The sequence below is a fragment of the Rhizobium sp. BE258 genome, assembly GCF_031457345.1.
GTDB lineage: Bacteria > Pseudomonadota > Alphaproteobacteria > Rhizobiales > Rhizobiaceae > Rhizobium.
Window position 1 is genome coordinate 29,284 of the sequence record NZ_JAVDWL010000009.1, and the last position, 23,740, is coordinate 53,023.

At 62.4% G+C, this 23,740-nt stretch carries 21 protein-coding genes; 9 read left to right on the plus strand and 12 right to left on the minus strand.

Translation table 11 applies throughout. From position 1 onward, the window contains the following. The first annotated feature begins 147 nt into the window (after positions 1-147). The 5 genes from J2X43_RS26585 to glp are packed head-to-tail and all read left to right on the plus strand — an operon-like array spanning position 148 to position 5,616. Positions 148-2,040, plus strand: a complete 1,893-nt coding sequence (locus J2X43_RS26585) for a SurA N-terminal domain-containing protein (protein ID WP_310299752.1) — start codon at positions 148-150, stop codon at positions 2,038-2,040. A 15-nt stretch (positions 2,041-2,055) separates the two neighbouring features. Next, positions 2,056-3,072 carry an anthranilate phosphoribosyltransferase gene (gene trpD, locus J2X43_RS26590; protein ID WP_112518494.1) on the plus strand — a complete coding sequence of 339 codons (1,017 nt, stop codon included), beginning with the start codon at positions 2,056-2,058 and terminating at the stop codon, positions 3,070-3,072. 9 nt (positions 3,073-3,081) lie between these two features. Next, positions 3,082-3,894 carry an indole-3-glycerol phosphate synthase TrpC gene (gene trpC / locus J2X43_RS26595; RefSeq protein ID WP_310299755.1) on the plus strand — a complete coding sequence of 271 codons (813 nt, stop codon included), beginning with the start codon at positions 3,082-3,084 and terminating at the stop codon, positions 3,892-3,894. 1 nt (position 3,895) lies between these two features. Then, on the plus strand, positions 3,896-4,396 hold the full coding sequence (moaC, locus tag J2X43_RS26600; protein WP_310299759.1) for a cyclic pyranopterin monophosphate synthase MoaC: 501 nt from the start codon (positions 3,896-3,898) through the stop codon (positions 4,394-4,396). Further along, positions 4,393-5,616 carry a gephyrin-like molybdotransferase Glp gene (glp, locus tag J2X43_RS26605; RefSeq protein ID WP_310299762.1) on the plus strand — a complete coding sequence of 408 codons (1,224 nt, stop codon included), beginning with the start codon at positions 4,393-4,395 and terminating at the stop codon, positions 5,614-5,616. Before moaC ends, glp begins: the two co-directional genes overlap by 4 nt. Here the strand turns inward: glp and J2X43_RS26610 are convergent. Beyond that, positions 5,585-6,826 carry a multidrug effflux MFS transporter gene (locus J2X43_RS26610; protein ID WP_310299766.1) on the minus strand — a complete coding sequence of 414 codons (1,242 nt, stop codon included), beginning with the start codon at positions 6,824-6,826 and terminating at the stop codon, positions 5,585-5,587. The two genes, glp and J2X43_RS26610, sit on opposite strands and share 32 nt — an antisense overlap. Beyond that, positions 6,823-7,281: a MarR family transcriptional regulator gene (locus tag J2X43_RS26615; RefSeq protein WP_310299769.1), complete on the minus strand. Its 459-nt coding sequence runs from the start codon at positions 7,279-7,281 to the stop codon at positions 6,823-6,825. The genes J2X43_RS26610 and J2X43_RS26615 overlap by 4 nt, the downstream gene beginning before the upstream one ends. Positions 7,282-7,800: 519 nt before the next feature. Between J2X43_RS26615 and J2X43_RS26620 the strand changes: the two genes are divergently transcribed. Together J2X43_RS26620 and J2X43_RS26625 are read left to right on the plus strand one after the other, a co-directional pair. Continuing rightward, on the plus strand, positions 7,801-7,989 hold the full coding sequence (locus tag J2X43_RS26620; RefSeq protein WP_112518500.1) for a hypothetical protein: 189 nt from the start codon (positions 7,801-7,803) through the stop codon (positions 7,987-7,989). Between the two features lie 101 nt (positions 7,990-8,090). Then, complete coding sequence (locus tag J2X43_RS26625; protein WP_112518516.1) at positions 8,091-8,795, plus strand: SDR family oxidoreductase; 705 nt, start codon at positions 8,091-8,093, stop codon at positions 8,793-8,795. A gap of 33 nt (positions 8,796-8,828) precedes the next feature. Here the strand turns inward: J2X43_RS26625 and J2X43_RS26630 are convergent, their stop codons facing one another. From J2X43_RS26630 to J2X43_RS26650, 5 genes are all read right to left on the minus strand, one after another. Beyond that, complete coding sequence (locus J2X43_RS26630; protein WP_310299776.1) at positions 8,829-9,473, minus strand: 50S ribosomal protein L11 methyltransferase; 645 nt, start codon at positions 9,471-9,473, stop codon at positions 8,829-8,831. A 46-nt stretch (positions 9,474-9,519) separates the two neighbouring features. Next, positions 9,520-11,484, minus strand: coding sequence for a DEAD/DEAH box helicase (locus tag J2X43_RS26635; RefSeq protein WP_112518501.1), 1,965 nt, complete (start codon positions 11,482-11,484; stop codon positions 9,520-9,522). Positions 11,485-11,595: 111 nt separating this feature from the next. Next, entirely contained in the window at positions 11,596-13,458 is a 1,863-nt protein-coding gene (locus tag J2X43_RS26640) for an adenylate/guanylate cyclase domain-containing protein (RefSeq protein ID WP_310299780.1), read from the minus strand. 6 nt (positions 13,459-13,464) lie between these two features. After that, positions 13,465-14,001, minus strand: coding sequence for a FecR domain-containing protein (locus tag J2X43_RS26645; protein WP_310299783.1), 537 nt, complete (start codon positions 13,999-14,001; stop codon positions 13,465-13,467). 120 nt (positions 14,002-14,121) lie between these two features. Then, complete coding sequence (locus J2X43_RS26650) at positions 14,122-15,258, minus strand: citrate synthase (protein WP_310299786.1); 1,137 nt, start codon at positions 15,256-15,258, stop codon at positions 14,122-14,124. Between the two features lie 84 nt (positions 15,259-15,342). Here J2X43_RS26650 and J2X43_RS26655 point away from each other — a divergent pair, with 84 nt between their 5' ends. Beyond that, positions 15,343-16,431 (plus strand): citrate synthase/methylcitrate synthase, encoded by a 1,089-nt coding sequence (locus tag J2X43_RS26655; protein WP_310299788.1) that lies wholly within the window; start codon positions 15,343-15,345, stop codon positions 16,429-16,431. 38 nt (positions 16,432-16,469) lie between these two features. On the opposite strand, the gene J2X43_RS26660 is transcribed toward J2X43_RS26655, so the two are convergent. Then, on the minus strand, positions 16,470-18,308 hold the full coding sequence (locus J2X43_RS26660; protein ID WP_310299791.1) for an ABC transporter ATP-binding protein: 1,839 nt from the start codon (positions 18,306-18,308) through the stop codon (positions 16,470-16,472). A gap of 290 nt (positions 18,309-18,598) precedes the next feature. Between J2X43_RS26660 and J2X43_RS26665 the strand changes: the two genes are divergently transcribed. Next, positions 18,599-19,396, plus strand: a complete 798-nt coding sequence (locus tag J2X43_RS26665; RefSeq protein WP_310299794.1) for a DUF3800 domain-containing protein — start codon at positions 18,599-18,601, stop codon at positions 19,394-19,396. 48 nt (positions 19,397-19,444) lie between these two features. Here J2X43_RS26665 and J2X43_RS26670 read toward each other — a convergent pair whose 3' ends face one another. The 4 genes from J2X43_RS26670 to J2X43_RS26685 all read right to left on the minus strand — a co-directional run bounded on the left by J2X43_RS26670 (position 19,445) and on the right by J2X43_RS26685 (position 23,617). Next, positions 19,445-21,073: a CTP synthase gene (locus J2X43_RS26670; RefSeq protein WP_112387357.1), complete on the minus strand. Its 1,629-nt coding sequence runs from the start codon at positions 21,071-21,073 to the stop codon at positions 19,445-19,447. 141 nt (positions 21,074-21,214) lie between these two features. Continuing rightward, positions 21,215-21,736: a preprotein translocase subunit SecG gene (gene secG / locus J2X43_RS26675; protein WP_310299798.1), complete on the minus strand. Its 522-nt coding sequence runs from the start codon at positions 21,734-21,736 to the stop codon at positions 21,215-21,217. Positions 21,737-21,826: 90 nt separating this feature from the next. Continuing rightward, positions 21,827-22,597 carry a triose-phosphate isomerase gene (tpiA, locus tag J2X43_RS26680; protein ID WP_112518508.1) on the minus strand — a complete coding sequence of 257 codons (771 nt, stop codon included), beginning with the start codon at positions 22,595-22,597 and terminating at the stop codon, positions 21,827-21,829. Positions 22,598-22,732: 135 nt separating this feature from the next. Further along, positions 22,733-23,617, minus strand: coding sequence for a dienelactone hydrolase family protein (locus tag J2X43_RS26685; protein ID WP_310299803.1), 885 nt, complete (start codon positions 23,615-23,617; stop codon positions 22,733-22,735). Positions 23,618-23,740 lie beyond the last annotated feature (123 nt).

Consider the following 23,740-nt stretch of genomic DNA (forward strand, 5'->3'; position numbering starts at 1 on the left):
TGTTGCCTGCCGCAAGCACCGCAAATCCATTCCGGATGCTGTCATGTTTTCGTCGGATAGCGCTTCATTTCCGCCTTACTTTGCTCTAAGGAACGTCGAAAGCTTTGCCCGTGAATGGGCGGAATCTAATGCGAGGTTTGCGTTTCGATGTTCCATATCCTGAGAAGAGCTGCCCAGACCTGGGTCGCCAAGCTCCTCATGCTTCTCCTGGTCGCGTCTTTCGGCATCTGGGGTATTTCCCGTGAGCTGATCGGCGGCGGTTCGAGCACGACAGTCGTGACGGTCGGCGATCAGAAGGTGGACGTCAACGAGTTCCGGCTGGCCTATCAGCGACAGGTTGCCAGCCTCAGCCAGCAGTTCGGCATGCGCCTGACCCCGGAGCAGGCCAAGGCGTTCGGCGTAGAGCAGCAGACGATTGCCCAGCTGGTTGCCGGCGCTTCGCTTGATCAGCTGGCCGCAGACATGAATCTCGGCCTCTCCGAAGACCGGCTTGCCCAGCTGATCGGCGACGATCCGGCCTTCAAGGACGTCAGCGGCAAGTTCGACCGCAGCCTCTTCACCTCGCGCCTGCGCAATGCCGGCATCCCCGAGGCCGACTATATCAACGAGCGCAGCAAGGTCGCCGTCCGCAGCCAGATCGTAGATGCCGTCTCCAACGGCTTCAAGGCGCCGGCCGCTCTCGTCGACGCGCTCAAGCTTTACCGTCAGGAAAGCCGCGACATCGATTACCTGCTTCTCACCAACGCCAATATCGAACCGATCAAGGCGCCTGCTGACGATGTGCTGTCCAAGTGGTTCGATGGCGTAAAGGCCCGCTACCGCGCGCCTGAATACCGCAAGGTCGCCTACCTGAAGCTCGAATCGGCTGATATCGCCGATGTCGCGACGGTGACCGACGATCAGATCCGCGAAGATTTCGACAAGCGCAAGGAAACCTTCCGCACGCCCGAGACGCGTACCGTCGAGCAGCTGACCTTCGCCAACAAGGACCTCGCCGCCGCCGCACAGACGGCGCTGAAGAGCGGCACAACATTCGATCAGCTGGTCACAGATCAGGGCAAGACCGCGACCGACGTCCTTCTCGGCGATTTCACCAAGGACAAGGTTCCCGATCAGTCGGTTGCCGAGGCTGCTTTCGCCGTCACCAAGAATGGCGGTACGACGCCGGTCGTCGATGGTGCCTTCGGTCCGGTGATCCTGCGCATCACCAATATCAAGCCTGAAACCGTCAAGACGCTCGACGAGGTCAAGGAAGACATCCGCAAGCAGCTGGCGCTGGTCAACGCTTCGCAGGAAGTCATCAACGTTCACGATCATATCGAAGACATGCGCAGCTCCGGTCAGTCACTCGAAGACATCGCCAAGGAGCTGAAGCTCAAGGCCGTCGTCGTCGATGCGATCGACGCCACCGGTGCAGACAAGGACGGCAACGAGGTCAAGGACATCCCGTCGAAGCAGCAGCTGCTCGGCGAAGCGTTCAAGACTGAGCCAGGCACCCAGCCGGTCGCACTTGCCCTCGGCAATGACGGTTACGTCTGGTTCGACGTCCGCGAAGTCACGCCAGAGCGCGATCGCCCGCTTGCCGAAATTCGCGACAAGGCGGTTGCCGACTGGACGGCGGAGCAGCAGAAGCTGGAACTTGCCAAGAAGGCCGACGAGCTGAAGCAGGAAGCGCAGAAGGGCAAGTCGCTTGCCGATATCGCGGCACCGCTCGGCATTGCCGTCGAAAGCAAGAGCGGCGTGAGCCGCACCACCGACGATGCCGTTCTCGGCCGCGGCGGCGTCAGCGCTGCCTTCAGCGGTCCGGCCGACACCGTTGCCAATGCCGTCGGCGCCGACGCGACCACGCAGATCCTGCTGAAGGTGACCAACGTCAACACCGATCCGACGACCGATGCGCTGAACAACCAGGATGCGCAGATCGCAGCAGTCGCCAATGCGGCCGGCGATGACATCCTCGACCAGATGGTCACACTGCTGCAGACGCAGTACAGCGCCTCGATCAACCAGACGCTCGCCGATCAGGCAACCGTTCGCTAGGAGGAGCTTTAGCGCATGACCGATCTGAAGCCGCTTCTGGCTAAGGCCGCAAGCCGTGAGCCCCTGACACGGGACGAGTCTCGCCAGGCCTTCGACATCCTGATGTCGGGCCAGGCAACGCCCTCGCAGATCGGCGGCTTCCTGATGGCGTTGCGCGTGCGCGGCGAGACGGTCGATGAGATCGTCGGCGCCGCCACGACGATGCGTTCGAAGATGCTGCGCGTCGAAGCGCCCGCCGATGCCATCGATATCGTCGGCACCGGTGGCGACGGCAGCGGCACCTACAACATCTCGACACTGGCGGCGTTGATCGTCGCCGGCGCCGGCGTCCCGGTTGCCAAGCATGGCAATCGTGCTCTGAGTTCCAAGTCTGGTGCGTCGGACAGTCTCGCCGCTCTCGGCGTCAAGCTGGAGATTTCGCCGGAAGTGATTTCGCGCTGCATCGCTGAAGCCGGCGTCGGCTTCATGTTCGCGCAGCAGCATCATTCGGCCATGCGTCACGTTGGACCCTCGCGCGTCGAACTCGGCACGCGCACGATCTTCAATCTGCTCGGCCCGCTGACCAACCCCGCGGGCGTCCGCCGCCAGCTGCTCGGCGTCTTCGCCGAGCAGTGGGTGCTGCCGCTAGCCGAAGTCATGCGCGATCTCGGCTCCGAAAGCGTCTGGGTCGTCCATGGTGATGGTCTCGATGAAATCACCACGACCGGCAAGACCAGTGTCGCAGCGCTCGAGAATGGCAAGATCCGCAGCTTCGAGCTGTCGCCTGCCGATTTCGGTGTGTCGCCCTGCACGCTCTCTGCCCTGAAGGGCGGCGACGGTGTCGTCAATGCCGCGGCACTCCGCGACGTCCTCGGCGGTGCCAGGAATGCCTACCGCGATATCGCGCTCGCCAATGCCGCCGCCTCGCTCGTCGTCGCCGGCAAGGCCGAGACGATCGCCAAGGGCATGACGCTGGCAAAGGAATCGCTCGATAGCGGCGCAACCGCGGCCGCGCTCGACAAACTCATCGCCGTTTCCAACGACATCGACTAGGATCGACCGATGACCGATATCCTGAAGAAGATCGAGACTTACAAGCGCGAGGAAATCGCCGCCGCCAAGGCCAAGGTCTCGCTCGCCGATCTCAAGGCAATGCAGGCAGGCCAATCGGCGCCGCGCGGCTTTCACAAGGCGCTGGTCGCCAAGCGCGATGCAGGGCTCTACGGACTGATCGCCGAGATCAAGAAGGCAAGCCCGTCCAAGGGCCTCATCCGCCCGGATTTCGATCCGCCGGCCCTGGCAAAGGCCTATGAGGACGGTGGGGCTGCCTGCCTGTCCGTGCTGACGGATACGCCAAGCTTTCAGGGCGCACCGGAATTCCTGACAGCGGCGCGTGCTGCCTGCGCGCTACCGGCGCTGCGCAAGGATTTCATGTTCGAGACCTATCAGGTCCACGAAGCCCGCGCCTGGGGCGCCGACTGCATCCTGCTGATCATGGCCTCGCTGACGGACAGCGATGCGGAGCGCCTACAGGACGAAGCCTTTGCGCTCGGTATGGATGTCCTGGTCGAGGTCCACGACGAAGAGGAAACGGAGCGGGCGCTGAAGCTCTCGTCCCCGCTTCTTGGCATCAACAACCGCAATCTGCGCACATTCGAAGTCAGCCTGACCGTCAGCGAGAAGCTTTCGGCGATGGTGCCTTCGGACAAGCTGCTGGTCGGCGAGAGCGGCATCTTCATCAATGCCGATTGCAAGCGCCTTCAGGCCTTCAACATCAATACCTTCCTCGTCGGCGAAAGCCTGATGCGCAAGGATGACGTCACGGCGGCCACCCGCGCGCTTCTCTTCGGCGAAGCGGCAATCGCGGCTGAATGACATGAGCGGCGCCAAGCCTGGCCTCACCCACATCGATGCAGCTGGTGAGGCGCATATGGTCGATGTCAGCGGCAAGGCCGAAGCCGTGCGCATTGCCACTGCCGAAGGCTATATCCGCATGTCCCAGGAAACGCTGGCGCTGATCCGCGACGGCAATGCCAAGAAGGGCGACGTCATCGGTACGGCCCGGCTGGCAGGCATCATGGCGGCCAAGCAGACGGCAAACCTCATTCCGCTCTGCCATCCGCTGATGCTGACCAAGGTCAATGTCAATATCACCGAAGATGCAGCGCTTCCGGGCCTCAGGGTCACGGCGACGGCGAAGCTGACCGGCAAGACAGGCGTCGAGATGGAGGCGCTGACCGCCGTGTCGGTCGCGTGCCTGACGATCTACGACATGGCGAAAGCCGCTGACAAGGCGATGGAAATCGGCGGTGTCAGGCTGTTGGAAAAGTCGGGCGGCAAGTCCGGCGATTTCCGTCACCCGGAGGCGCAATCATGAGCCTGCTGCCGGTCGAGGATGCGCAGGCGCGTCTGCTGGGCAGTGCCTCGCCGATCGCCGATGCGCAGACCTTGCCGCTCGCCGCCGCCGATGGGCGCGTGCTGGCGGGCGATCTTGCTGCACGGCTGACGCAGCCGCCCTTCAACTCTTCCGCCATGGATGGCTATGCACTGCGCCGCGCGGATGCGCCGGAGCCCGGCGCCGAACTTCGCGTCATCGGCACCGCGTCGGCCGGGCATGCATTCGACGGCGCGATTGGTGATGGCGAAGCCGTCCGCATCTTCACCGGTGCGCCTGTGCCTGACAGTGCCGACAGCGTTTTGCTTCAGGAGGACGCCGAAAAGATCGATGGCGGCATCCGCACCAAGTTTCCGGTTCGCGAAAACCAGCATATCCGCCCGCGGGGGCAGGATTTCCGTCTCGGCGAAACGGTGCTCACCTCGGGCACAGTCATGGATTTCACACGGCTGACGGTCGCGGCCGGCATGAATCATGCCGAAATCCCGGTTCTGCGCAAGCCGCTGGTGGCGATCCTTGCAACGGGCGATGAACTGCTGACACCTGGCGGCATGCCCGGCCCTTCGCAGATCGTTGCGTCAAGCGGCTTCGGCATTGCCGCGCTCGTCCGCAATGCCGGTGGCGAGGTGCTCGATCTCGGCATCGTGCCGGATGATAGCGCGGCCATCACTGAGGCCGTACGTAGGGCCGAGGGCGCCGGCGCCGATGTCATCGTCACGCTTGGCGGCGCATCGGTCGGCGATCACGACCTCGTGCAGGCAACGCTGGTCGCCGCGGGCATGCAGCTTGATTTCTGGCGTATCGCCATGCGGCCCGGCAAGCCGCTGATGGTCGGAAGCCTTGGCAGTATCCATGTTCTCGGTCTTCCCGGAAATCCGGTCTCGAGCCTCGTCTGCGCCCTGCTATTCCTCGAACCACTGCTGCGCAAGCTCGCCTCGCTGCCACCGGTCAAACGCGAAGCGATCGTCGAGGCCGCGGTCGATCTCGCGGCCAACGATCACCGACAGGATTATGTTCGGGCCAGCTTTGAGATGTCACCGGATGGTGTGCGTCGTGCGCGGCCTTTCGGCAAGCAGGATTCGTCGATGATGAAGATCTTCGCGCAGGCCGATTGCCTGATCATCCGTCCGCCAAATGCGCTCGCCCTTGAGGCCGGCGCGCCCTGCCCCGTCATGCTGCTGCGGCCGGCGCTTCTGCCCTGACCCGGCTGGCTTTCACGCCGATCCAGAAGCAGCTCTGCGCCAACAGGCTGGCGCCGAGAATGACGCTCGCTGCGGCAAAGCCCGGATCGCCGCCAATACCTGCCAGCGCAGTGCAGACGGCTCCAACGGCCATCTGCGTGGCTCCATAGAGTCCCGAGGCTGAGCCTGTGACCTTCGGATTGACGCTGACGGCAAGCGTCAGCGCATTCGGCGACGCCACCCCAGCCCCGATCGTATAAACCATGATCGCCGCCATCATCGGCAGCAGGCCGAGCTCGCCGGTTGCCGCCAGCCCGAAGAAGGCGATTGCAGCCGCGATGCTGACGAGGTTAGAAACGAGCATCAGCGGCTTCATGGCAATCCTGCCGATCAGCCGCGTGGCGATCATGCTGCCGATCCAGTAGCCGAAGATCAGCAGGGCAAGGCAGATGCCGACCTCGGTCGCCGGCCGGTGCAACTCATTGATGACGATGAATGGCGCGGCAGCGGTGAAAGCATACATCGATGTCGTGGCGCAGCCGCCGCCAATGGCGTAACCGACGAAGGCCGGCGAGCGAAGCAGACCGAGATAATCGCGGCTCAGCGATTTCATCGATGCTTCCGCATTACGCCTGCCGGTTTCCGGCACCATCTTCCAGGTCATCAGCATGTTGAGAACGCCGAGCGCGCATAAGGCGACAAAGATGGACCGCCAGCCGAGTGTCGCGGCCAGCGCCCCGCCGGCGATCGGCGCCAGGCCAGGCCCGACGGTGACCATCAGGTTCATGACGGCCAGCCGTTTTGCCGTGTCGTCAGCCGTCGAGGTGTCCCGCACGATAGCCCTGGCGATCACCAGTCCCGCGCATCCGCCAAGCGCCTGAAACAGCCGCGCGACGATCAGCGCATGGACGCCTGGTGAAAACAGCGCGGCGAACCCCGCCAGCGTGTAAAGCACCAGCCCGCTCATCAGCACGGGCCGCCGTCCATAGCGATCGGAAAGCGGTCCGTAGATCAACTGGCCGACGGCAAGGCCGAAAATATAGAGGCTGACCGTCATCTGCATCTCGCCGATGCTCGCCCCAAGATCTGTGGCGGCTGCAGGCAAGGCAGGCACGAAAATATGCATGGCGAGCGTGCCGCTGAAGGTAACCAGCGCCAGAAGCCAGACGGGAACGGTCTTGCGGGCAGTCAGCGGTTCGGCGCCGGCCATGCGGCCAGGATGGGAATTCACGGTGTCGGCTCCTCGCCGTTGCGGGAAAAGACGCTCGAAATATGCTCGAGCACGCGGAAGGCCGTCTCGATGTCGGCCTCGGAGAGACCGGCGAGCGCTTCTTCGCGGACGCCCTGGGCGATGCGCTCGACATCGATCACTGTATGCCTCCCGGCCTCGGTCAGAACAATCGCCTTCGAACGCCGGTCCTCGCCCTCCTGGCGTTCGACAAGGCCAGCCGTTTCTAGATTGTCGATGAGCCGGACGACCGAGGAATTATCGAGCGAAAGTGATGCCGCGAGCGCTCTTTGATGCATCGGCACCTCCGAACGAGAGATCCGCAGCAGCGGCAGCCATGTGGCTTCCGTCAGACCGAAGGGCTGCAGCCGCTGGTCGGCAGCCCGGCGCCACAACCGCGCCGTCTGCGCCACCAACGCACCGAAGGTGGCGGCAATCTTTTCGTGTTCTGAAGGCATGAAGCGATATCCGATGATATCACAATAAATGATATATCATCTATTTTTCCGCAAGGCGCATCGATGGCGATTTCCGCGCTGTCGATCGTCCCAACGGGCACCGGACACTGACCGGTGAGGCGGGTTTTCAGAAGGCGCCGGATGTCATGTAGAAGGCTGCTGCCCATGCAATGATTGCCAATAGTCCCAATCCGATAATCAATACCCGCATGAATATGTCTCTCGTTCTCGGCGGGGATTACGTAGAGTGACCCGTTTCAGATCAGTAGGATGCAGGTAAAAGCGATGCTTTCGCGCAAAGGTCGTGTCACGGCCGCGTCACGCGACACGCATGCCGTCTTATGGTTACTTGAAGATGAGGCGTCCGATCCGCCTCCGAACCTTCAATTCTATACCCGCCGTCTTGGCGGGTGCCTGATGCAAGTCGGCGGACCTGCGAGGGCAAGGGCTCGCCTCCTGTTTCGCGTGGCGAGCCCGTTTCTTTCCGCAGCCGTGTTTCGAGGATTTCAGAGTAGAGCCATGCGTTCGATTAAAGATTCCGATCCCGATCTCGCCGTGTTCCTGCGGCTCCGCATGCAGGAGATCTTCCTGCGTCTGAAGAGCCAGGGCTGGACCGATGCCGATATCGGCGTTGCACTGGATGAGCTGGTTGTCCGCTTCGAGCGGAACCGCGAACCTGAGGATATGCGCTTCCGGTTAGCAATGTAGCCGTTGCAGTGCTCGCCTTTGCAAAACCGGAGTGATATCAAGGCTGCCATCATATAACGGCGCATCGGCTGGTCCGGTGCGCGTCTGCAATGGAGGCATGCATGTCGGTTGATAAGGTAGCACTGGTGACGGCGGGCGGTAGCGGCATGGGTGCCGCGGCTGCAAAGCGCCTAGCTGAGGACGGCTACAAGGTGGCGATTCTGTCTTCGTCTGGAAAAGGCGAAGAGCTTGCCCGGGAACTCGGCGGTTTCGGCGTCACCGGTTCAAACCAGTCGAACGACGATCTCCGCAAGCTGGTCGATCGTGCGGTCTCCGAATGGGGCCGTATCGATGTTCTCGTCAACAGCGCCGGCCACGGACCTCGCGCGCCGATCCTTGAGATTACCGATGAAGATTGGCATCGCGGCATGGACGTCTATCTGATGAACGTCATCCGCCCGGCGCGCCTCGTCACGCCGCACATGCAGAAGCAGAAGTCGGGCGCCATCATCAACATCTCGACGGCTTGGGCCTTCGAGCCGAGCGCGATGTTCCCGACCTCGGCAGTCTTCCGCGCCGGTCTCGCCTCCTTCACGAAGATCTTCGCCGAGACCTATGCCGGCGACAACATCCGCATGAACAACGTGCTGCCGGGCTGGATCGACAGCCTGCCTGCGACGGAAGAGCGCCGCGACAGCGTGCCGATGAAGCGCTACGGCACGAGCGAGGAAATCGCCGCCACCATCGCCTTCCTGGCCTCCGACGGCGCCGCCTACATCACCGGCCAGAACCTGCGCGTCGACGGCGGCCTGACGCGCGCCGTGTGAATTTATCGAGCGGCGCCTGCACGCGGGCGCCGTTCACTTCGCGAGCCTGTAGATACCGCCGCTCGCCTCGCCTTCCCCGAAATCCGCGACCCTGTATTCAGCGACGGCAGTCAGCCTGCTGCGCGGCAGTGTCTTGCGGCCGGGATCACCGATCAGCACCGAAATGCCCGCCGCCCTGCAGCGCTGCAGGAAGGGCAGCGTCCTGCGCGCAAGGTTGCGATTGTAGAACAGATCGCCGGCAAGGATGAGATCGGCCGGAGGTGGTGGATCGTCGAGAATGTCAGCCTGGAGGATATCGATCACGACGCTGTTTGCCTGGGCGTTGAGCGCTGTCGCGGCAACCGCGTAGCGGTCGGTATCAACGGCGGTCACATGAGCCGCGCAGCTCTTCGCCGCCGCCATGGCAACGATGCCGGAGCCGCAGCCGAGATCGATCACCGTGCGGCCGCTGACGACATCTGTATTTTCGAGAATATGACGGGCAAGTGCGCTGCCGCCGGCCCAATGATAGGCCCAGTACGGCGGCTCTCCGCCGCCGCCCGACAGGCGGCCAAGGCGGCTTGCCGGATGGGCGGCATAAAGAGCGATCTCCGGGACTGATGGTGCCGGGCGAAGCTCAAGATTGCGGCGTATGAACGCCTCCGCATCGTGAACCATCGCACCGGCCATCATCGTCATCGCTGCTGCCCGCTATCGAGCGGCCGGGATGGCGTTGCCACCAGCCTCAGCCCTGCTTCTTCTTGCTGAACTTGCCCTTCGGAGCGAAGCCGCCCTTGCCCTCGAATTTCTGGCCTTCGAACTTCGGCTTGCCCTCAAACTTGGGCTTGCCTTCGAACTTCTGGCCTTCCGCCCTTGGCTTGCCTTCGAATTTCGGCTTGCCGGGCTTCTTGCTCCAGGGCTTGTCGCTGCGCTCGCCACCAGCCGGCGCCTGCTCCGGGGAGAAGTCCTTCTTGAACTTCGCCTTCGGGCGGTCGTCGCGCACGGCGTCGTCGCGGCGTGCCTCGTAGGCCTTCTTGCCTGCAGGCCGGTCGTTCGCCGGGCGGCTGAAATCGGGTGTGCCGTTCAGGCGATTGACGCGAATGCCGCGTTCCATCGTCTTGTTCGGTCCAAGTGCCGCGAGAAAGGCCTCAGCATTGCCGGCAGCGATCTCCACAAAGGTTTCTTCCGGCTGCATCTTGATGGCGCCGATCTCGCGCTTCGTCAGGTTGCCGTTGCGGCAGATCATAGGGATCAGCCAGCGCGGTTCGGCATTCTGCTTGCGACCGACCGAAAGCGAGAACCAGACGCTGGCGCCGAAATCGTCGCGCGGCCCCTTCTGGCTCGGCTCACGCGGACCATCGGCATTGTCGCGGCGCTTGCGTGCACCGCCGTCGAGTGAGACTTCGGTGATGTCTTCAGGCGCAGACTGATTGGAGCGGTAGAGCCGCACGAAAGCGGCGGCCAACTTCTCGGCGCCATAGTTGGCGATCAGCTGATTGACGAGTGTCTGGTCGTCGTCAGACTGCGCTTCGCTAAGAATCGGATCGGCAAGCAGTCGCTCGTCGTCACGCTGCATCACCTCTTCGGCAGACGGTGGGCGGGCCCAGGTCGGTGAAACGCCTGCGCCGTCCAGAATGCGCTCGGCCTTGCGGCGCGCATTCAGCGGCACGATGATGGCGCTGACGCCCTTGCGCCCGGCGCGGCCCGTCCGGCCGCTGCGGTGAAGCAGCGTTTCAGAGTTGGTCGGCAGGTCGGCATGGATGACGAGATCGAGGCCCGGCAGGTCGATGCCGCGGGCGGCAACGTCGGTCGCGATGCAAACGCGGGCGCGTCCGTCGCGCATCGCCTGCAACGCGTGCGTCCGTTCGTTCTGCGTCAGTTCGCCGGAGAGTGCGACGACCGAGAAATTGCGATTGTTAAACCGCGCCGTCAGGTGATTGACGGCCGCACGCGTCGAGCAGAAAACGATGGCATTCTTGGCATCATAATAGCGCAGCACGTTGACGATGGCATTCTCGCGATCAGAGGGAGCAACGGCCAGTGCACGATATTCGATATCGACATGCTGCTTTTCTTCCGACTGCGTCGAGATGCGAACCGCATCACGCTGGAAGCTCTTGGCGAGCTTGGCAATAGCCGCCGGCACCGTTGCCGAAAACATCAGTGTGCGACGGTCGTCAGGCGACGATTCGAGGATGAATTCCAGGTCTTCGCGGAAGCCGAGATCGAGCATCTCGTCCGCCTCATCGAGCACGACGGCCTTCAGCGACGAAATATCGAGTGCTCGGCGGCGGATATGGTCGCAAAGACGGCCAGGCGTGCCGACGACGATATGGGCGCCGCGCTCCAGCGCCCGGCGCTCGCTGCGGATATCCATGCCGCCGACGCAGCTGACGATCAGCGCGCCGGTCATTTCGTAGAGCCATTCAAGCTCGCGCTTGACCTGCAGGGCGAGTTCGCGAGTCGGCGCGATGACCAGGGCCAGCGGTTCCGCTGCCGGCTCGAAGCGGTCGTCGTCCTGAAGCAGCGTCGGTGCCAGCGCCAGGCCAAAGGCTACGGTCTTGCCGGAGCCGGTCTGGGCCGATACGAGGGCGTCCTTCGAGGCAAGCGCCGGGTCGAGCATTGCCTGCTGAACCGGGGTCAACGCCGTATAGCCGCGCTTCGACAACGCCTTGGCGATCGCCGGAACGACGCCGTTAATCTCTGTCATGTGATCTGTCTTTCGGAATTTTCAGGCGCAAGCGCGCCTTGGCCGGGATCTGCCTGGCCGAACGGTTGGCGCGTTCCTATCCCTTTGCAGGCAAAAAGTCAAAGCGCAGTTTCAGGCAGCCTGCTGCCGCCGCAACCAGACTTCGATGCCGCCAGCCCGCCCGCGAATGCGCGTCTCGAATGGTCCCTCAAGAATTCCTCCCGCAGGCGGTGTACCGCCCTGAGAGGCCGCATGCACCAGCGCTGCGCTGAAAGCGATCTCCGAGCCGCGCCCGGCCGCCACTTCCATCAGCCGGCTGGCGACGTTGACGGTGTCGCCCGTCGCCGTGATCTGCTGGCGGTTACCCGTGCCGAGACGCGATGCTACGACGGGACCGCAATGCGCCCCGATCTTGAAGCCGACTTTGTGGCCGGAGGGCAGCATCGGGTTGGCCGCCAGCCAGGCGCGGGTGCGCTCCGCCAGAGACAGTGCGCAGGCCGCAGCACGCGCCGCATCGTCCGGCTGGGGCTCCGGCAGGCCGAAGAGGATCATCGCGCCATCGCCCATGAAGCTGGTTATGGCACCTTGGTGGGCGCGCGCCTCTTCATCGACAAGCTCGAAGAAGCCGCTGAGAATCTCGCGGACGGCGACGGCACCAACGGCTTCGCTCATGCCGGTAAAGCCCGAGAGATCGATGAACACGACGGCTGCGTTCTGGCGCACGGGATGGGAGAGGAAGGAAGGATCCCGGGCCAGCCATTCCCCGAGGCCGGGCGCTTCGATCCGCTGCAGCAATTCGCTCTGCGCGGCGAAAAGGCGGGCGCGGCGGCGGTCGGTAAACAGCTGCGCGGCGCCGAAGATCAGCGCCGGTGGCAACGCGGCGGCAATCGGTAGTGCCGCACTCAGCCAGTATCCCTGCCGGAATGCCGCGATATTGACGCCAGCCCAGGCGAAGAACAGCAGGGCGATCATCACGAAACCGATGACGCTGCGCCGCCAGGCAAGCAGACCGACGACAGCAAGCGGCAGCAGCACCGCGAGCGTTGCATCGAACCTTCGGACATTGTGGTCGCGGATGACGCTGTCCCCGGCGACCAGGTGCGTGATCGCTGTCGACATCACTTCGACGCCGGGCAGGACGGGATCGAAGGGCGTCGGAAAGACATCGCCGCCGCCGGTGACCGTGGAGCCGATGACGACGACCTTGTCGGCCACCTCCTGCGCGGTGAGCTTGCCATCGAGCGCATCGGCGATGCTGACAGTCGGAATGGTGCCGCGTGGGCCGTAGAAGGTCAGCGGCAGACGCTGTCCTGTGTCGGTCGGGATGCGGGTGTCGGTAAAGGCGATCGCGCCGGGCTGGAATGCCGGATCGTGGCCGATCGCCAGCGACGCCGCCTTCAGCGGAAAGGACGGGTCGATACGCCCCTCGCCGCGCGACAGCAGCGGGATGAAGCGCGGTACGCCGGTCTGGTCCGTCGAGACATTGACGATGCCCGTTGCCGCGACATCGGCAAGCCGTTCTTGCGGAAGCAACAGGCTCTCTGCGACGGGAATGGCCGCCAGCGGATCGTTTGCTTCGTTGCCGACGAACTGGACGCTTTGCGGGAAGACTGCAGCACCCGCTATCACAGACGGAGCAAGCTGAAGCGCCGACGCCAGCGCGCTATCGGCCGCATCATTGCCGGGATCAACGAAGAGCAGATCGAGCGCTATGACTTTGGGCTTCAAGGCGGCAATAGCCGTCACGGCCTTGGCCAGCGTCGCGCGGTCGAGCGGATAGCCATGAGCCGCGGCTGTCCGGTCGTCGATCGCCGCGATGGTAACGACGGGTGGCGGCGTTCTCCTGCCGAGCAGCGTGCTCTTGAGATCGGTCAGCGAGGCTTCCGGACGATCGAGAAAGGTTGCGCCGCCGCCAAGATGCGCCGAGCCGAGGAACGCGCCCCAGATCGCGGACAGAAGCAGCGCGGCGGTCACAAGAACATTCTGACGGGGCATGGGATACTACTGGCCGAGGCGGGCAAGCAGTGCCGCGGCGCGCGCCTGCGGCCAGCGGCGAACTTCGAGCGCGCTGCTGCCAGCGCGAACATCGACGCCCTCGCCCGGACGAAGAACGACGGAATCGCCCTGCGGGCGCCGCACGGCAACCGCGCCGCGGACGACCAGCACCGAGGTCTGTCCGCCACCGACATCGACAGCCCATTGCGTGCCGCGGACAGCCGCAATCGCCTGTGGCGTCACCACTTGAAAGCCACCCGTATGCCGGCTGCTGTCGACATCAACCAAGATCGCCTTGCGCCGCAGCGATGCGCTGTCCGGATTGCCGTCGCCATTCCGGTCGTTGAGATTGAATCCGGCACCGGCTTCAGCGGTGACCGTCACGCCGCCTGGGCAGCGCAGGATCCGGCGTCCGCCATCGGCGTTCTGCAGCGCGCAGCCGCTTGTCTGCGCCGCTGCGGCAACCGGCAGCGCGAGCAATATGCATGCAGCAGCCGATCCGCGAAGGATTGTCGAAACCAAGCCCATGATACGTCCCCACATGACTTTCGGCCAATCCTGAGATGCGCAGTCGCTGCGCAGGCGATCGGCCCGTTTTCCGGCTCGCCATCATAAAACAAAAGCTTGATCCCGTATGCAGAAAAGCGCCGCCGCTGGCAAGCGCTAGCCGCCGGCCACCAAGGCCGGGCCACAATAGCGCGCCCGCGGGCGGATCAGATGGCCGTCTTCGACCTGCTCCATCGCATGGGCAAGCCAGCCGCACGTGCGCGCCAGAGCGAAGATCACCATCGCCGCCTCGCCGGGCAGCGCAAAGCTCTCCGCCATCGCTGTCAGGGCGAAATCGACATTCGCCCGTTCCCCTGTCGCCGCTTCGCCTGCCTTCCTGATCTCCTCAAACAGGCGCGGCATTTCGAAATGTTGAAGAAGCGCCGATGCCCTTATGTCACCATCCGGATACAGGGGATGACCGAAAGCAGGAAGCGGATTGCCCTGAGAGAGAACGCGGCGCACAGCCTCTTCGGCGCCAGTGTGTCTCGCCATGTCCGCGAGCGCGGAAACGCCTTGCCACGCGCCGCCGTGCAACGGGCCGGTCAGTGCCGAGAGGCCTGAAAGCACCGCGGCCGAAAGAGACGCCCCCGAAGAGGCCGTGACCCGCGAGGCAAATGTCGATGCATTGAGCTCATGGTCCGCAAGAAGCACCAGTGCCCGGCGCAGACAGTCGGCAGCCTCCGGCCTGCCCCAGGCATTGGCGAGACGGATATGGACAAAATCGCCGCGACCGGGCGCGAGCGCGGCGCTGACACAGCTGAAAACCGAGATCGCTTCGCTGCGCAGCACCGAACGTGAACGCCCGAGGCTTGGAAGATCCCGCGTCACTCTGCCGGCAAGCGCCAGGAATGCGTTGCGGATGACAGGCGGGCCGCTTTCGATCGCCTCACCCGCGAGCTCGACGGCAGGCGCATCCCAAAGAACGGCCGCGGCCGCTTCCAGCGTTGCCGACGCCGACAGCGAAACCGCATCGCGGCCGCGATAGTAAAGCCTGCCGTCGACGATCGTCGAAACGGCGGATGGCAAGACCGGATCGCCCCACTGGATCGCCTCCGCCGCAACCGTCTCGCTCTTGCGGCGCCCGGCATGGCGTTCGGCCAGCCGGGTGACGTCGGCGGTGTGATAGAGGCTGCGCCGCGGATCGGCAGGATCGGCCTTGGCGCGAATGCGGCCACGGCTGACATTGGCATAGAGCGTCTGCGGTTTGGTGCCGAGTTGCGCCAACGCCTCCTCTGCCGTCAGCCAGGACATGTGAACCTCACATTGATCAATTGTATCAAGATTGACGTCAACTAATCTAAGCCCGATCCTTTATCGGGTAAAGGAGAAACACTGATGAAGAATGGTCTTGAAGATGTCGTCGCAGCGGAAACGCAGCTCTCGGATGTCGATGGCGAGGCCGGCCGGCTGATCATCCGCGGCGTCTCGCTGGATGATCTCGTCGCCGACAGCAGCTACGAGCGCACCGCGACGTTGCTGCTCGATGGCCTGATGCCCGAAGCGCTCGATGAAGCCTCCCTGACGCGGCGTCTCGGCGAAGCACGCGCCGATATATTCCGCCATGTCGAAGCGGCCGACGCCACGATCCTGGCGCTGCCGCCAGTCGATGCCATGCGCGCCCTGCTCGCGCGCCTGCCCGATGGCGAAGGCAGCACAGTCGCCATCCGCCTGATGGCTGCATCCGCCGTATTCCTCCCTGCAGTTCTGCGGCTGCAGAAAGGCCAGGCCCCGATAGCGCCGGATCAAAAGCTTTCCCAGTCTGCCGACATTCTGCGGATGCTCAACGGCATGCCTCCGAGCGGTGAACAGATATCGGCCCTCGACGCCTATCTGGTCACCATCTCCGACCATGGCCTGAATGCCTCGACCTTCGCCTCGCGCGTCATCGCCTCGACCCAGGCCGGTCTCACTTCCTCCGTGCTCGCGGCAATCAGCGCCCTCAAGGGCCCGCTGCACGGCGGCGCGCCGGGGCCGGTGCTGGATATGCTCGACGCCATCGGCAAGGCCGAAAACGCCGAGGCATGGCTTGGCAATGCGCTCGACAATGGCGAGCGCTTGATGGGCTTCGGCCATCGTATCTACCGCGTCCGCGACCCCCGCGCCGACGCCCTGAAAAACGCGCTGAAACCGCTGACGGCGACCGGACAGGTTGATAGCGCCCGCGTGACGCTGGCCGAGGCGGTCGAGCGCGCGGCGCTCTCGATCCTCAAGCAGCGCAAGCCGGATCGTCCGCTCGACGTCAACGTCGAGTTCTATACGGCGCTGCTCCTGGAAACATTGGGCTTCCCGCGCGAAGCCTTCACCGGCGTCTTCGCAATCGGCCGGACGGTCGGCTGGATTGCCCATGCGCGCGAGCAGGCGCTGCAGGGGCGGCTTATCAGGCCGCGCTCTGTCTATGTCGGTCCCGTGCCGAAAGCGGCGTAAGACAGGTGGCCCGGCGCTATGACGCCGGGCCGCTTTTCTCAATTGCCTGAATCAAGCCCCAGGAAGCCGCCGGACTGACGTGACCAGAGGCGCGCATAGATGCCGTCCTGTCTCAGCAGCTCCTCGTGGCGGCCTTCCTCGACGATCCGGCCCTGATCCAGCACCACGATCCGGTCCATCCGGGCGATGGTCGAGAGCCGGTGGGCGATGGCGATCACTGTCTTGCCCTCCATGAAGCCGTAGAGCGTATCCTGGATGGCCGCTTCCACTTCCGAATCGAGCGCCGATGTCGCCTCGTCAAGGATCAGGATCGGCGCGTTCTTCAGGATCGCCCGCGCCAGTGCGATGCGCTGACGCTGCCCGCCGGAGAGCTTGACACCGCGTTCGCCGACATGCGCATCATAGCCAGCACGGCCTTGCTGATCGCGCAGGCCGGGGATGAAGCTGTCCGCATGCGCCTTGGCTGCCGCCGCCTCGATCATTGCCTGCGGCATGTCCTCGCGGCCGTAGGCGATGTTGTCGCGCACCGAGCGGTGCAGCAGCGCCGCATTCTGCGCCACCATGCTGAAGCGGCTGCGCAGGCTTTCCTGCGTAACGGTGCGGATATCTTGGCCATCGACGCAAATCAGCCCGCTCTCGGCTTCGAAAAAGCGCAGCGCCAGATTGACCAGCGTCGATTTTCCCGCGCCTGAGCGGCCGACCAGCCCGACCTTCTCTCCCGCCTCGACCTTGAGCGTGACACGCTCCAGGCCACCCTGCCCCTTGCCGTAATGATGGCTGACATTGTCGAAGCTGAGCGTCCCGCCGTTCAGCAGCAGTTCGCCCGCATCCGGCGCATCCGGAATATCGACCGCTTGTGCGATGATCCGCAGCTGATCGCGTGCGGCACCCATATGGTTGAACAGCGAGGCAACGGCATCCAGCAGCCATTCGGCCATGGCGGTGATCCGGAAGCCGAGGGCCAGTGCGGCAGCGACCATGCCGAGCGGCGCATTGCCGTTTTGCCAGAGCAGGATGGAATAGCCGATCAGGCTGACCATCAGCAGGCTGCTCAGAAACACCATGCTGCTGTTGACCGTCACCTCGAGCTTTTGCGAGGCGATGAAGGTCCGGCGGGCGGCATCCAGATTTTGCCTGCTGTCTCGGTCCTCGTCCCGCTGGCGAGAGAAGAGCTTGATCGTGTCCATGTTGGAGAACGTATCGACCAGCAAGCCGGACAAGGCCGAGTCCGCCTCTTGGAAATGCTCCGAGGCCAGCCTGACACGCGGAATGACATAGGCCATCAGCGCGAAATACAGCCCCACCCAAACCAGCATCGGAATGACCAGCCTGATATCGACGGAAGCCATCAGCCAGACTGACCCGGCGATATAGATCGCCACGTAGAAGATGGTGTGGAGGAAGCAATAGGCGGCACCGGTGGCGCTGTTGCCGATTTCCTGGACGCGTGCAGCGACTCGCCCCGAGAAATCGTTCTGGAACCAGCCGACCGATTGGCGCTGGACATGACGAAGCGCCCGCCAGCGGATCATTGTGACGGCATTCGGCTTGAAGACGATGTCGTCGAGCCCTTCGCAGAACAGCGCGGCAACCGGGCGTATGACCAGCAAAAAAAAGGCGGCAAACAGCAACTCGCCGCCGTGCCGCGCCCAGAGCTCGTCGGGACGGATTGCCGCCAGTATATCGACCAGCCGGGCAGAATAGCCGATCAGCCAGACTTCAAGGATCGCGCCGACGGCGGTCAGCGCCAGACTGGCGGCGGCGACGTGGCGGAGCGGTTTCAGTGTATTGAAGATGAATGGCCAAACCCTATCGGGCGGCGTCTCTTCGGCATAGGTTTGGAAAGGATCGGTCAGCTTTTCGAAGCGACGAAACATGAAGGCCCTCCATGGGGCAGGAAATGTCGTCTGATGATGGACCGAACATGCCAGCCCCCAACGGCACGGCTTGTTCAGCTGTGGTTTTCGGTGCCGTTGGTTTTCATCAAACAATCTCCCCATGAGACGCTTCGCGCCGGTGGAAATCGGCGACGAACCGATACTTAGCAAAAAGTGCCTGCGAACGGAAGCCGCGTCGGAAGACGAGCTTGAGTAACAGCAATGGCGCTCTTGAAATAAACTCTAAGCGTGCAATCATTGATTGATGTGGATTTTAGAGCGGAGATCGAGTGACAACCTATACCGTCGTAGTAGATGAAAGTGGCGAGGCTGGCATATCAAAAGTAAGGACAGGTAGCTCGGGAGGCGCATCACCTTACCTAACGTTAGGTGCTTGCATATACAGAACAGAAACCGAAGACGAGCTAATATCGGACTTAGATCGCGTTAAGGTTTTGCTTAAGAAAGCTGATCTCCATTGTTCTAGCCTAGGCCACTTTCACAAAGTTCGGTACGCGCGGGAAATTAGCAATAATAAGTTTATGGCGTTTGGAGTCATCTCAGATAAAAGCACATTAGGTGGCTATAAATCGAAGATACTTGAGAACAGCAAAATGTATTACAACAAATGCTCTCAGTATCTTCTGGAGCAAATCGGACGCTTCATAAAAGAATACGGGTTGGATCCAAATGAGGTATCAATAATTTTTGAAGAAGGAAACTTCGATTACCAATCTCTACGAAATCTAATTGAGAAATGCCAAAAGACACCAATCCATGAGAACGCAAAATTTTTACGTTATGTAAGAGCTGAGCGAATTGTCGCTCGACCAAAAAAAGATATGCTTACGCTATGTCTGGCCGACCTAGTCGCTCATGCGCTCTATAAATGCGTGGATAAATCAGATCGAGATTTTCAAATTCCAGAATCTCGGTATCTCAAAGAGCTGTCGTCAAAGTTTTACGCCGACAAAAAGAATAAGTCCATTCTTGGATACGGTATAAAGTGCATCCACAATGTTGATAAGCTCGACTTAGACGATGACATCGTCGAAGTATTAAAAAACCTAAAGGCTAAGGCTTTTTGAACAGGGATTGGCCCGAACGGTTGTTCGGACCAAGAATGTCCGGCTATTTCACACCAGACGGCTCTGCTCGGTTGCCGCTTCGATGAAGCTGGCGAAGAGCGGGTGCGGGTCGAGCGGGCGCGACTTCAGTTCCGGGTGGTACTGAACGCCGATGAACCACGGATGGTCAGGATATTCGACCGTTTCCGGCAGAACGCCGTCGGGCGACATGCCGGAGAAGACGAGGCCGCAATTTTCCAGGCGGTCCTTGTAGTCGACATTGACTTCGTAGCGGTGGCGGTGGCGCTCGGAAATATCCGTCGAGCCATAGATGTCGGCGATCTTGGTGCCCTTCTTCAGGGCTGCCTTGTAGGCGCCGAGACGCATGGTGCCGCCGAGATCGCCGGCCGCAGTGCGCTTCTGCAGCTCGTTGCCCTTGACCCATTCCGTCATAAGGCCGACGACCGGTTCTTCGGTCTTGCCGAATTCGGTCGACGAGGCCTTTTCGATGCCTGCCAGGTGACGGGCCGCTTCCACGACTGCCATCTGCATGCCGAAGCAGATACCGAAATAGGGAACGTTGCGTTCGCGGGCAAACTGCGCCGCCTTGATCTTGCCTTCCGAACCGCGCTCGCCGAAACCGCCCGGTACCAGAATGCCGTGAACCTTTTCGAGATAGGGTGCCGGATCTTCCTTTTCGAAGATCTCGGACTCGATCCATTCAAGGTTGACCTTGACGCGGTTGGCGATACCGCCGTGATGCAGCGCCTCGATCAGCGACTTGTAGGCATCCTTGAGGCCGGTGTACTTGCCGACGATCGCGATCGTCACTTCGCCTTCAGGCGTGCGGATACGGTTGCAGACCTCATCCCAGGCATCGAGGCGAGGCTTCGGAGCCGGTTCGATGCCGAAAGCGGCCAGCACTTCGTTGTCGAGGCCTTCCTTGTGGTAGGCGATCGGCACGTCGTAAATATTAGCAACGTCGAGTGCCTGGATGACGGCGGACGGGCGAACGTTGCAGAACAGCGAGAGCTTGCGGCGCTCGGCTTCCGGAATTTCGCGGTCGGCGCGTACCAGCAGGATATCGGGATGAATACCGAGCGCCTGCAGTTCCTTGACGGAATGCTGCGTCGGCTTGGTCTTCAACTCGCCGGCTGCCGGAATATAGGGCATCAGCGTCAGGTGCACATAGATCGCGGTACCGCGCGGCAGATCGTTGCCTAGCTGGCGGATCGCTTCCATGAACGGCATCGCCTCGATGTCGCCGACCGTGCCGCCGATTTCGCAGATGACGAAATCGTAGTCGTCATTGCCCTCGATGACGAAATCCTTGATCTCGTTCGTCACGTGCGGAATGACCTGGACGGTCGCGCCGAGGTAATCGCCGCGGCGTTCCTTGTCGATGATGTTCTTGTAGATGCGGCCAGTGGTGATGTTGTCGGTCTTGGTCGCCGAACGCCCCGTGAAGCGCTCGTAGTGGCCGAGATCGAGATCGGTTTCCGCGCCGTCGTCGGTGACGAAGACCTCGCCGTGCTGGGTCGGGCTCATGGTGCCCGGGTCCACGTTCAAATAGGGGTCGAGCTTGCGAAGCCGCACCCGATATCCACGGGCCTGCAGCAACGCTCCGAGAGCCGCGGCCGCAATTCCTTTACCGAGAGAGGAAACCACGCCGCCAGTGATGAATACGTATCGCGCCATGGGAGTCACCGGATACCTTTTCAAAAACGATTCCACCAGCCCAAAAATTCTTTTCCAGAACTTTTGGTGCCAGCTTGAAATCTGAACAAAAGAAAACCGGCAGACCCTTGGGCCTGCCGGCGGTTTATTTCGCTGACCGGTTTATTGTCCGGTCGGTACGCCGCCCGGCTGGGCCGGGGTGGCGGGAGTAGCAGGTGCTGCGGCCGGTGCGCTGGCGGCGGGAGCCGTCGCGGCAGGTGCCGGAGCCGTTGCAGCAGGCGCGGATGCAGCTGGGGCCGGAGCCGCGGGTGCTGCAGGAGCCGGAGCAGCTGCGCCGTTCGGAACGCCGTTGCTGGCAGGCTGATTGTGCGGAGGCTTGGCCGCGCCGCCACCCAGCGAATCGAGAATGCCGTTGCCGGCGCCACTCGTTGCCGGAATGCGGTTCAGGATATCCGTCGGATTGCCCTGGTAACGCGTCAGGATGCCGAGGCCGAGCGACGTGATGAAGAACAGCGTCGCCAGGATCGCGGTCGTGCGGGTCAGCGCATTGGCCGTGCCGCGCGCCGACATGAAGCCGGAACCGCCGCCGATGCCGAGGCCGCCGCCTTCCGAACGCTGGATAAGCACGACGCCGACAAGCGCCAGCACGATCATGAGGTGGATGACAATCAATACGGTCTGCATGGGTCCAGTCCTGCCCGCAAGGCGGGCATCCAATAAAATCTGGCGCTCTTTACATGAGGCAATCGCCTATTCCAAGCCCTTAGCTCAGATTTAGGCAGTGAGTTCCGTGTATGCGCCGTAGATGGCGAGGAAATCCGCCGCTTTCAAGCTCGCGCCGCCAATCAGTGCACCATCGACATTGGCGACACCCATCAGCTCCTTGGCGTTGGAAGGCTTGACCGACCCGCCATAGAGGATGCGAACCTTCTTGCCCTCGGCGCCGAAACGGGCCGTCAGCTCGCTGCGCATGAAGGCATGTGCCTTCTCGACGTCATCGACGGTCGGCGTCAGACCGGTGCCGATTGCCCAGACGGGCTCATAGGCGATCACGGTGTTTTCGGCCGTCGCGGTGTCAGGCACCGAGGCGGAAAGCTGACGCTTGATGATATCGAGCGTCTGGCCGGCCTTGCGCTCGTCGGCGGTCTCGCCGATGCAAATGATGGCGGTCAGGTCGGCAGCGAATGCAGCCTCGGCCTTGGCGCGCACCAGATGATCGGTCTCGGCATGGTCGGTTCGGCGCTCGGAGTGACCGACGATCACATAGGTGCCGAAGCAATCGGCGATCATTTCCGCCGAGATGTCGCCGGTATGGGCGCCGGATGGCTTCTGATGGCAATCCTGCGCGCCGATCGCCAGCGGGCTGTCGGTGCAGAGCGCTGTCGCCACGTAGAGCAGCGTGGCCGGCGGGCAGATCAGCGCTTCGACCTTCGAGGAGAGCGGGCCTTTGACACCTTCCGAGATCGCCTTGATCTGGTCGAGAGAGTCGCGGGTACCGTTCATTTTCCAGTTCCCCGCCACGAGCGGACGCACGTCAGGTGTCATGCCAAGCCTTCCACATTTTTCCGGTATTCTGCGGCCTTAGCAAAAGCAGCAGCGAATGAAAAGCTTTCCGCCCCTTACGTAAGGGAAAAAGACGGTTTAGCGCTCAAAATGCTTAAAATAGGCTCGGCAGACGGCCTAGGAAGCAAGAATCCAGTTCAGCACCTTGCGCCAGTCGATCATCCGGATCGGCGTCCCGTGATTGCCGGTGTCGAAGAGCGTGAAGCGGGTCGGGTACTTGGACTTGTAGAGCGCTTCGAACAGCCCCTGCTGGTCGGTGGCGGCATAGACAGGATCGCGGCTGCCATGGGCGAAATACATCGGCAGCTTGGCCTTGTAGAAGGCGCTCTTGGTGAAATCCGGATCGGTGACGCCGCTCATGATCAGCATACCCTTCAGCCGCTTGACGCTCGCCGCATCCCGCGTCACGCCCCAGCAGATCTGGCTGCCCATCGAGGCGCAGGTGAGAATGACAGGCTTGCCACCGGACTTCTCGCTGGCGTAGCGGATCAGCTCGACGATGTTGGCAACGCCATCGCTGTCGAAGGTCTTGACGGTCGGCGAGTAATAGACGCCGCCATTGCCGGCGACGAGGTTCTTCACCCGGTTGAAGTTGCCGCCGAAGGTGAAATCGTTGGCACCGAGCCGGCGCGTGCCGTCGCGCCCATGAATGAAGATCACCGTAAAGGCGGCATTTTCCGCCGGTCCCACCCTGGTGACATCGATCCGGTGCCCATCGAGCGAGAGCGTTTCTTCCTGTTGCAGCTTGCGGATGCCAAGCGACACGTATTTCTGCTGGACTCGCTGTTCCGGGATCTGGTCGCGGCCGTTGATGTCGCGCATCTCGTCATAGCTGATCGTCTCGAAGGCGCCGTTGTCGGCGGTCTGGAGCACAGTCTGTGCCGAAAACAGCTCGTCCTTGTATGGCGGCAAGACGTCGGCCGCGGAGGCCTCCAGCCCGCCGGACAGCAAAAAGGCCGCAATTGCGGTGACAATCATGCAATGACTTGTGGACATTTTCATGCGAGCGCTTTCCTCAGAGATAAGTCCGCTTGCCATTCCGCGCCCGGCAACGCAAACCAATTCTAGAGAATTCCGCCAAATCGGGCGGCGTCGCGTAACGAGGCGATTTCTGGCAAAATCGGC

What these genes read in the sequence shown, in the direction of transcription:
- J2X43_RS26585 (WP_310299752.1), top strand. Translation starts at nt 148, where the DNA reads ATGTTCCATATCCTGAGAAGAGCTGCCCAGACCTGGGTCGCCAAGCTC.
- trpD (WP_112518494.1), top strand. Translation starts at nt 2,056, where the DNA reads ATGACCGATCTGAAGCCGCTTCTGGCTAAGGCCGCAAGCCGTGAGCCC.
- trpC (WP_310299755.1), top strand. Translation starts at nt 3,082, where the DNA reads ATGACCGATATCCTGAAGAAGATCGAGACTTACAAGCGCGAGGAAATC.
- moaC (WP_310299759.1), top strand. Translation starts at nt 3,896, where the DNA reads ATGAGCGGCGCCAAGCCTGGCCTCACCCACATCGATGCAGCTGGTGAG.
- glp (WP_310299762.1), top strand. Translation starts at nt 4,393, where the DNA reads ATGAGCCTGCTGCCGGTCGAGGATGCGCAGGCGCGTCTGCTGGGCAGT.
- J2X43_RS26615 (WP_310299769.1), bottom strand. Translation starts at nt 7,281, where the DNA reads ATGCCTTCAGAACACGAAAAGATTGCCGCCACCTTCGGTGCGTTGGTG.
- J2X43_RS26620 (WP_112518500.1), top strand. Translation starts at nt 7,801, where the DNA reads ATGCGTTCGATTAAAGATTCCGATCCCGATCTCGCCGTGTTCCTGCGG.
- J2X43_RS26625 (WP_112518516.1), top strand. Translation starts at nt 8,091, where the DNA reads ATGTCGGTTGATAAGGTAGCACTGGTGACGGCGGGCGGTAGCGGCATG.
- J2X43_RS26630 (WP_310299776.1), bottom strand. Translation starts at nt 9,473, where the DNA reads ATGACGATGATGGCCGGTGCGATGGTTCACGATGCGGAGGCGTTCATA.
- J2X43_RS26635 (WP_112518501.1), bottom strand. Translation starts at nt 11,484, where the DNA reads ATGACAGAGATTAACGGCGTCGTTCCGGCGATCGCCAAGGCGTTGTCG.
- J2X43_RS26640 (WP_310299780.1), bottom strand. Translation starts at nt 13,458, where the DNA reads ATGCCCCGTCAGAATGTTCTTGTGACCGCCGCGCTGCTTCTGTCCGCG.
- J2X43_RS26645 (WP_310299783.1), bottom strand. Translation starts at nt 14,001, where the DNA reads ATGTGGGGACGTATCATGGGCTTGGTTTCGACAATCCTTCGCGGATCG.
- J2X43_RS26650 (WP_310299786.1), bottom strand. Translation starts at nt 15,258, where the DNA reads ATGTCCTGGCTGACGGCAGAGGAGGCGTTGGCGCAACTCGGCACCAAA.
- J2X43_RS26655 (WP_310299788.1), top strand. Translation starts at nt 15,343, where the DNA reads ATGAAGAATGGTCTTGAAGATGTCGTCGCAGCGGAAACGCAGCTCTCG.
- J2X43_RS26660 (WP_310299791.1), bottom strand. Translation starts at nt 18,308, where the DNA reads ATGTTTCGTCGCTTCGAAAAGCTGACCGATCCTTTCCAAACCTATGCC.
- J2X43_RS26670 (WP_112387357.1), bottom strand. Translation starts at nt 21,073, where the DNA reads ATGGCGCGATACGTATTCATCACTGGCGGCGTGGTTTCCTCTCTCGGT.
- secG (WP_310299798.1), bottom strand. Translation starts at nt 21,736, where the DNA reads ATGCAGACCGTATTGATTGTCATCCACCTCATGATCGTGCTGGCGCTT.
- tpiA (WP_112518508.1), bottom strand. Translation starts at nt 22,597, where the DNA reads ATGACACCTGACGTGCGTCCGCTCGTGGCGGGGAACTGGAAAATGAAC.
- J2X43_RS26685 (WP_310299803.1), bottom strand. Translation starts at nt 23,617, where the DNA reads ATGAAAATGTCCACAAGTCATTGCATGATTGTCACCGCAATTGCGGCC.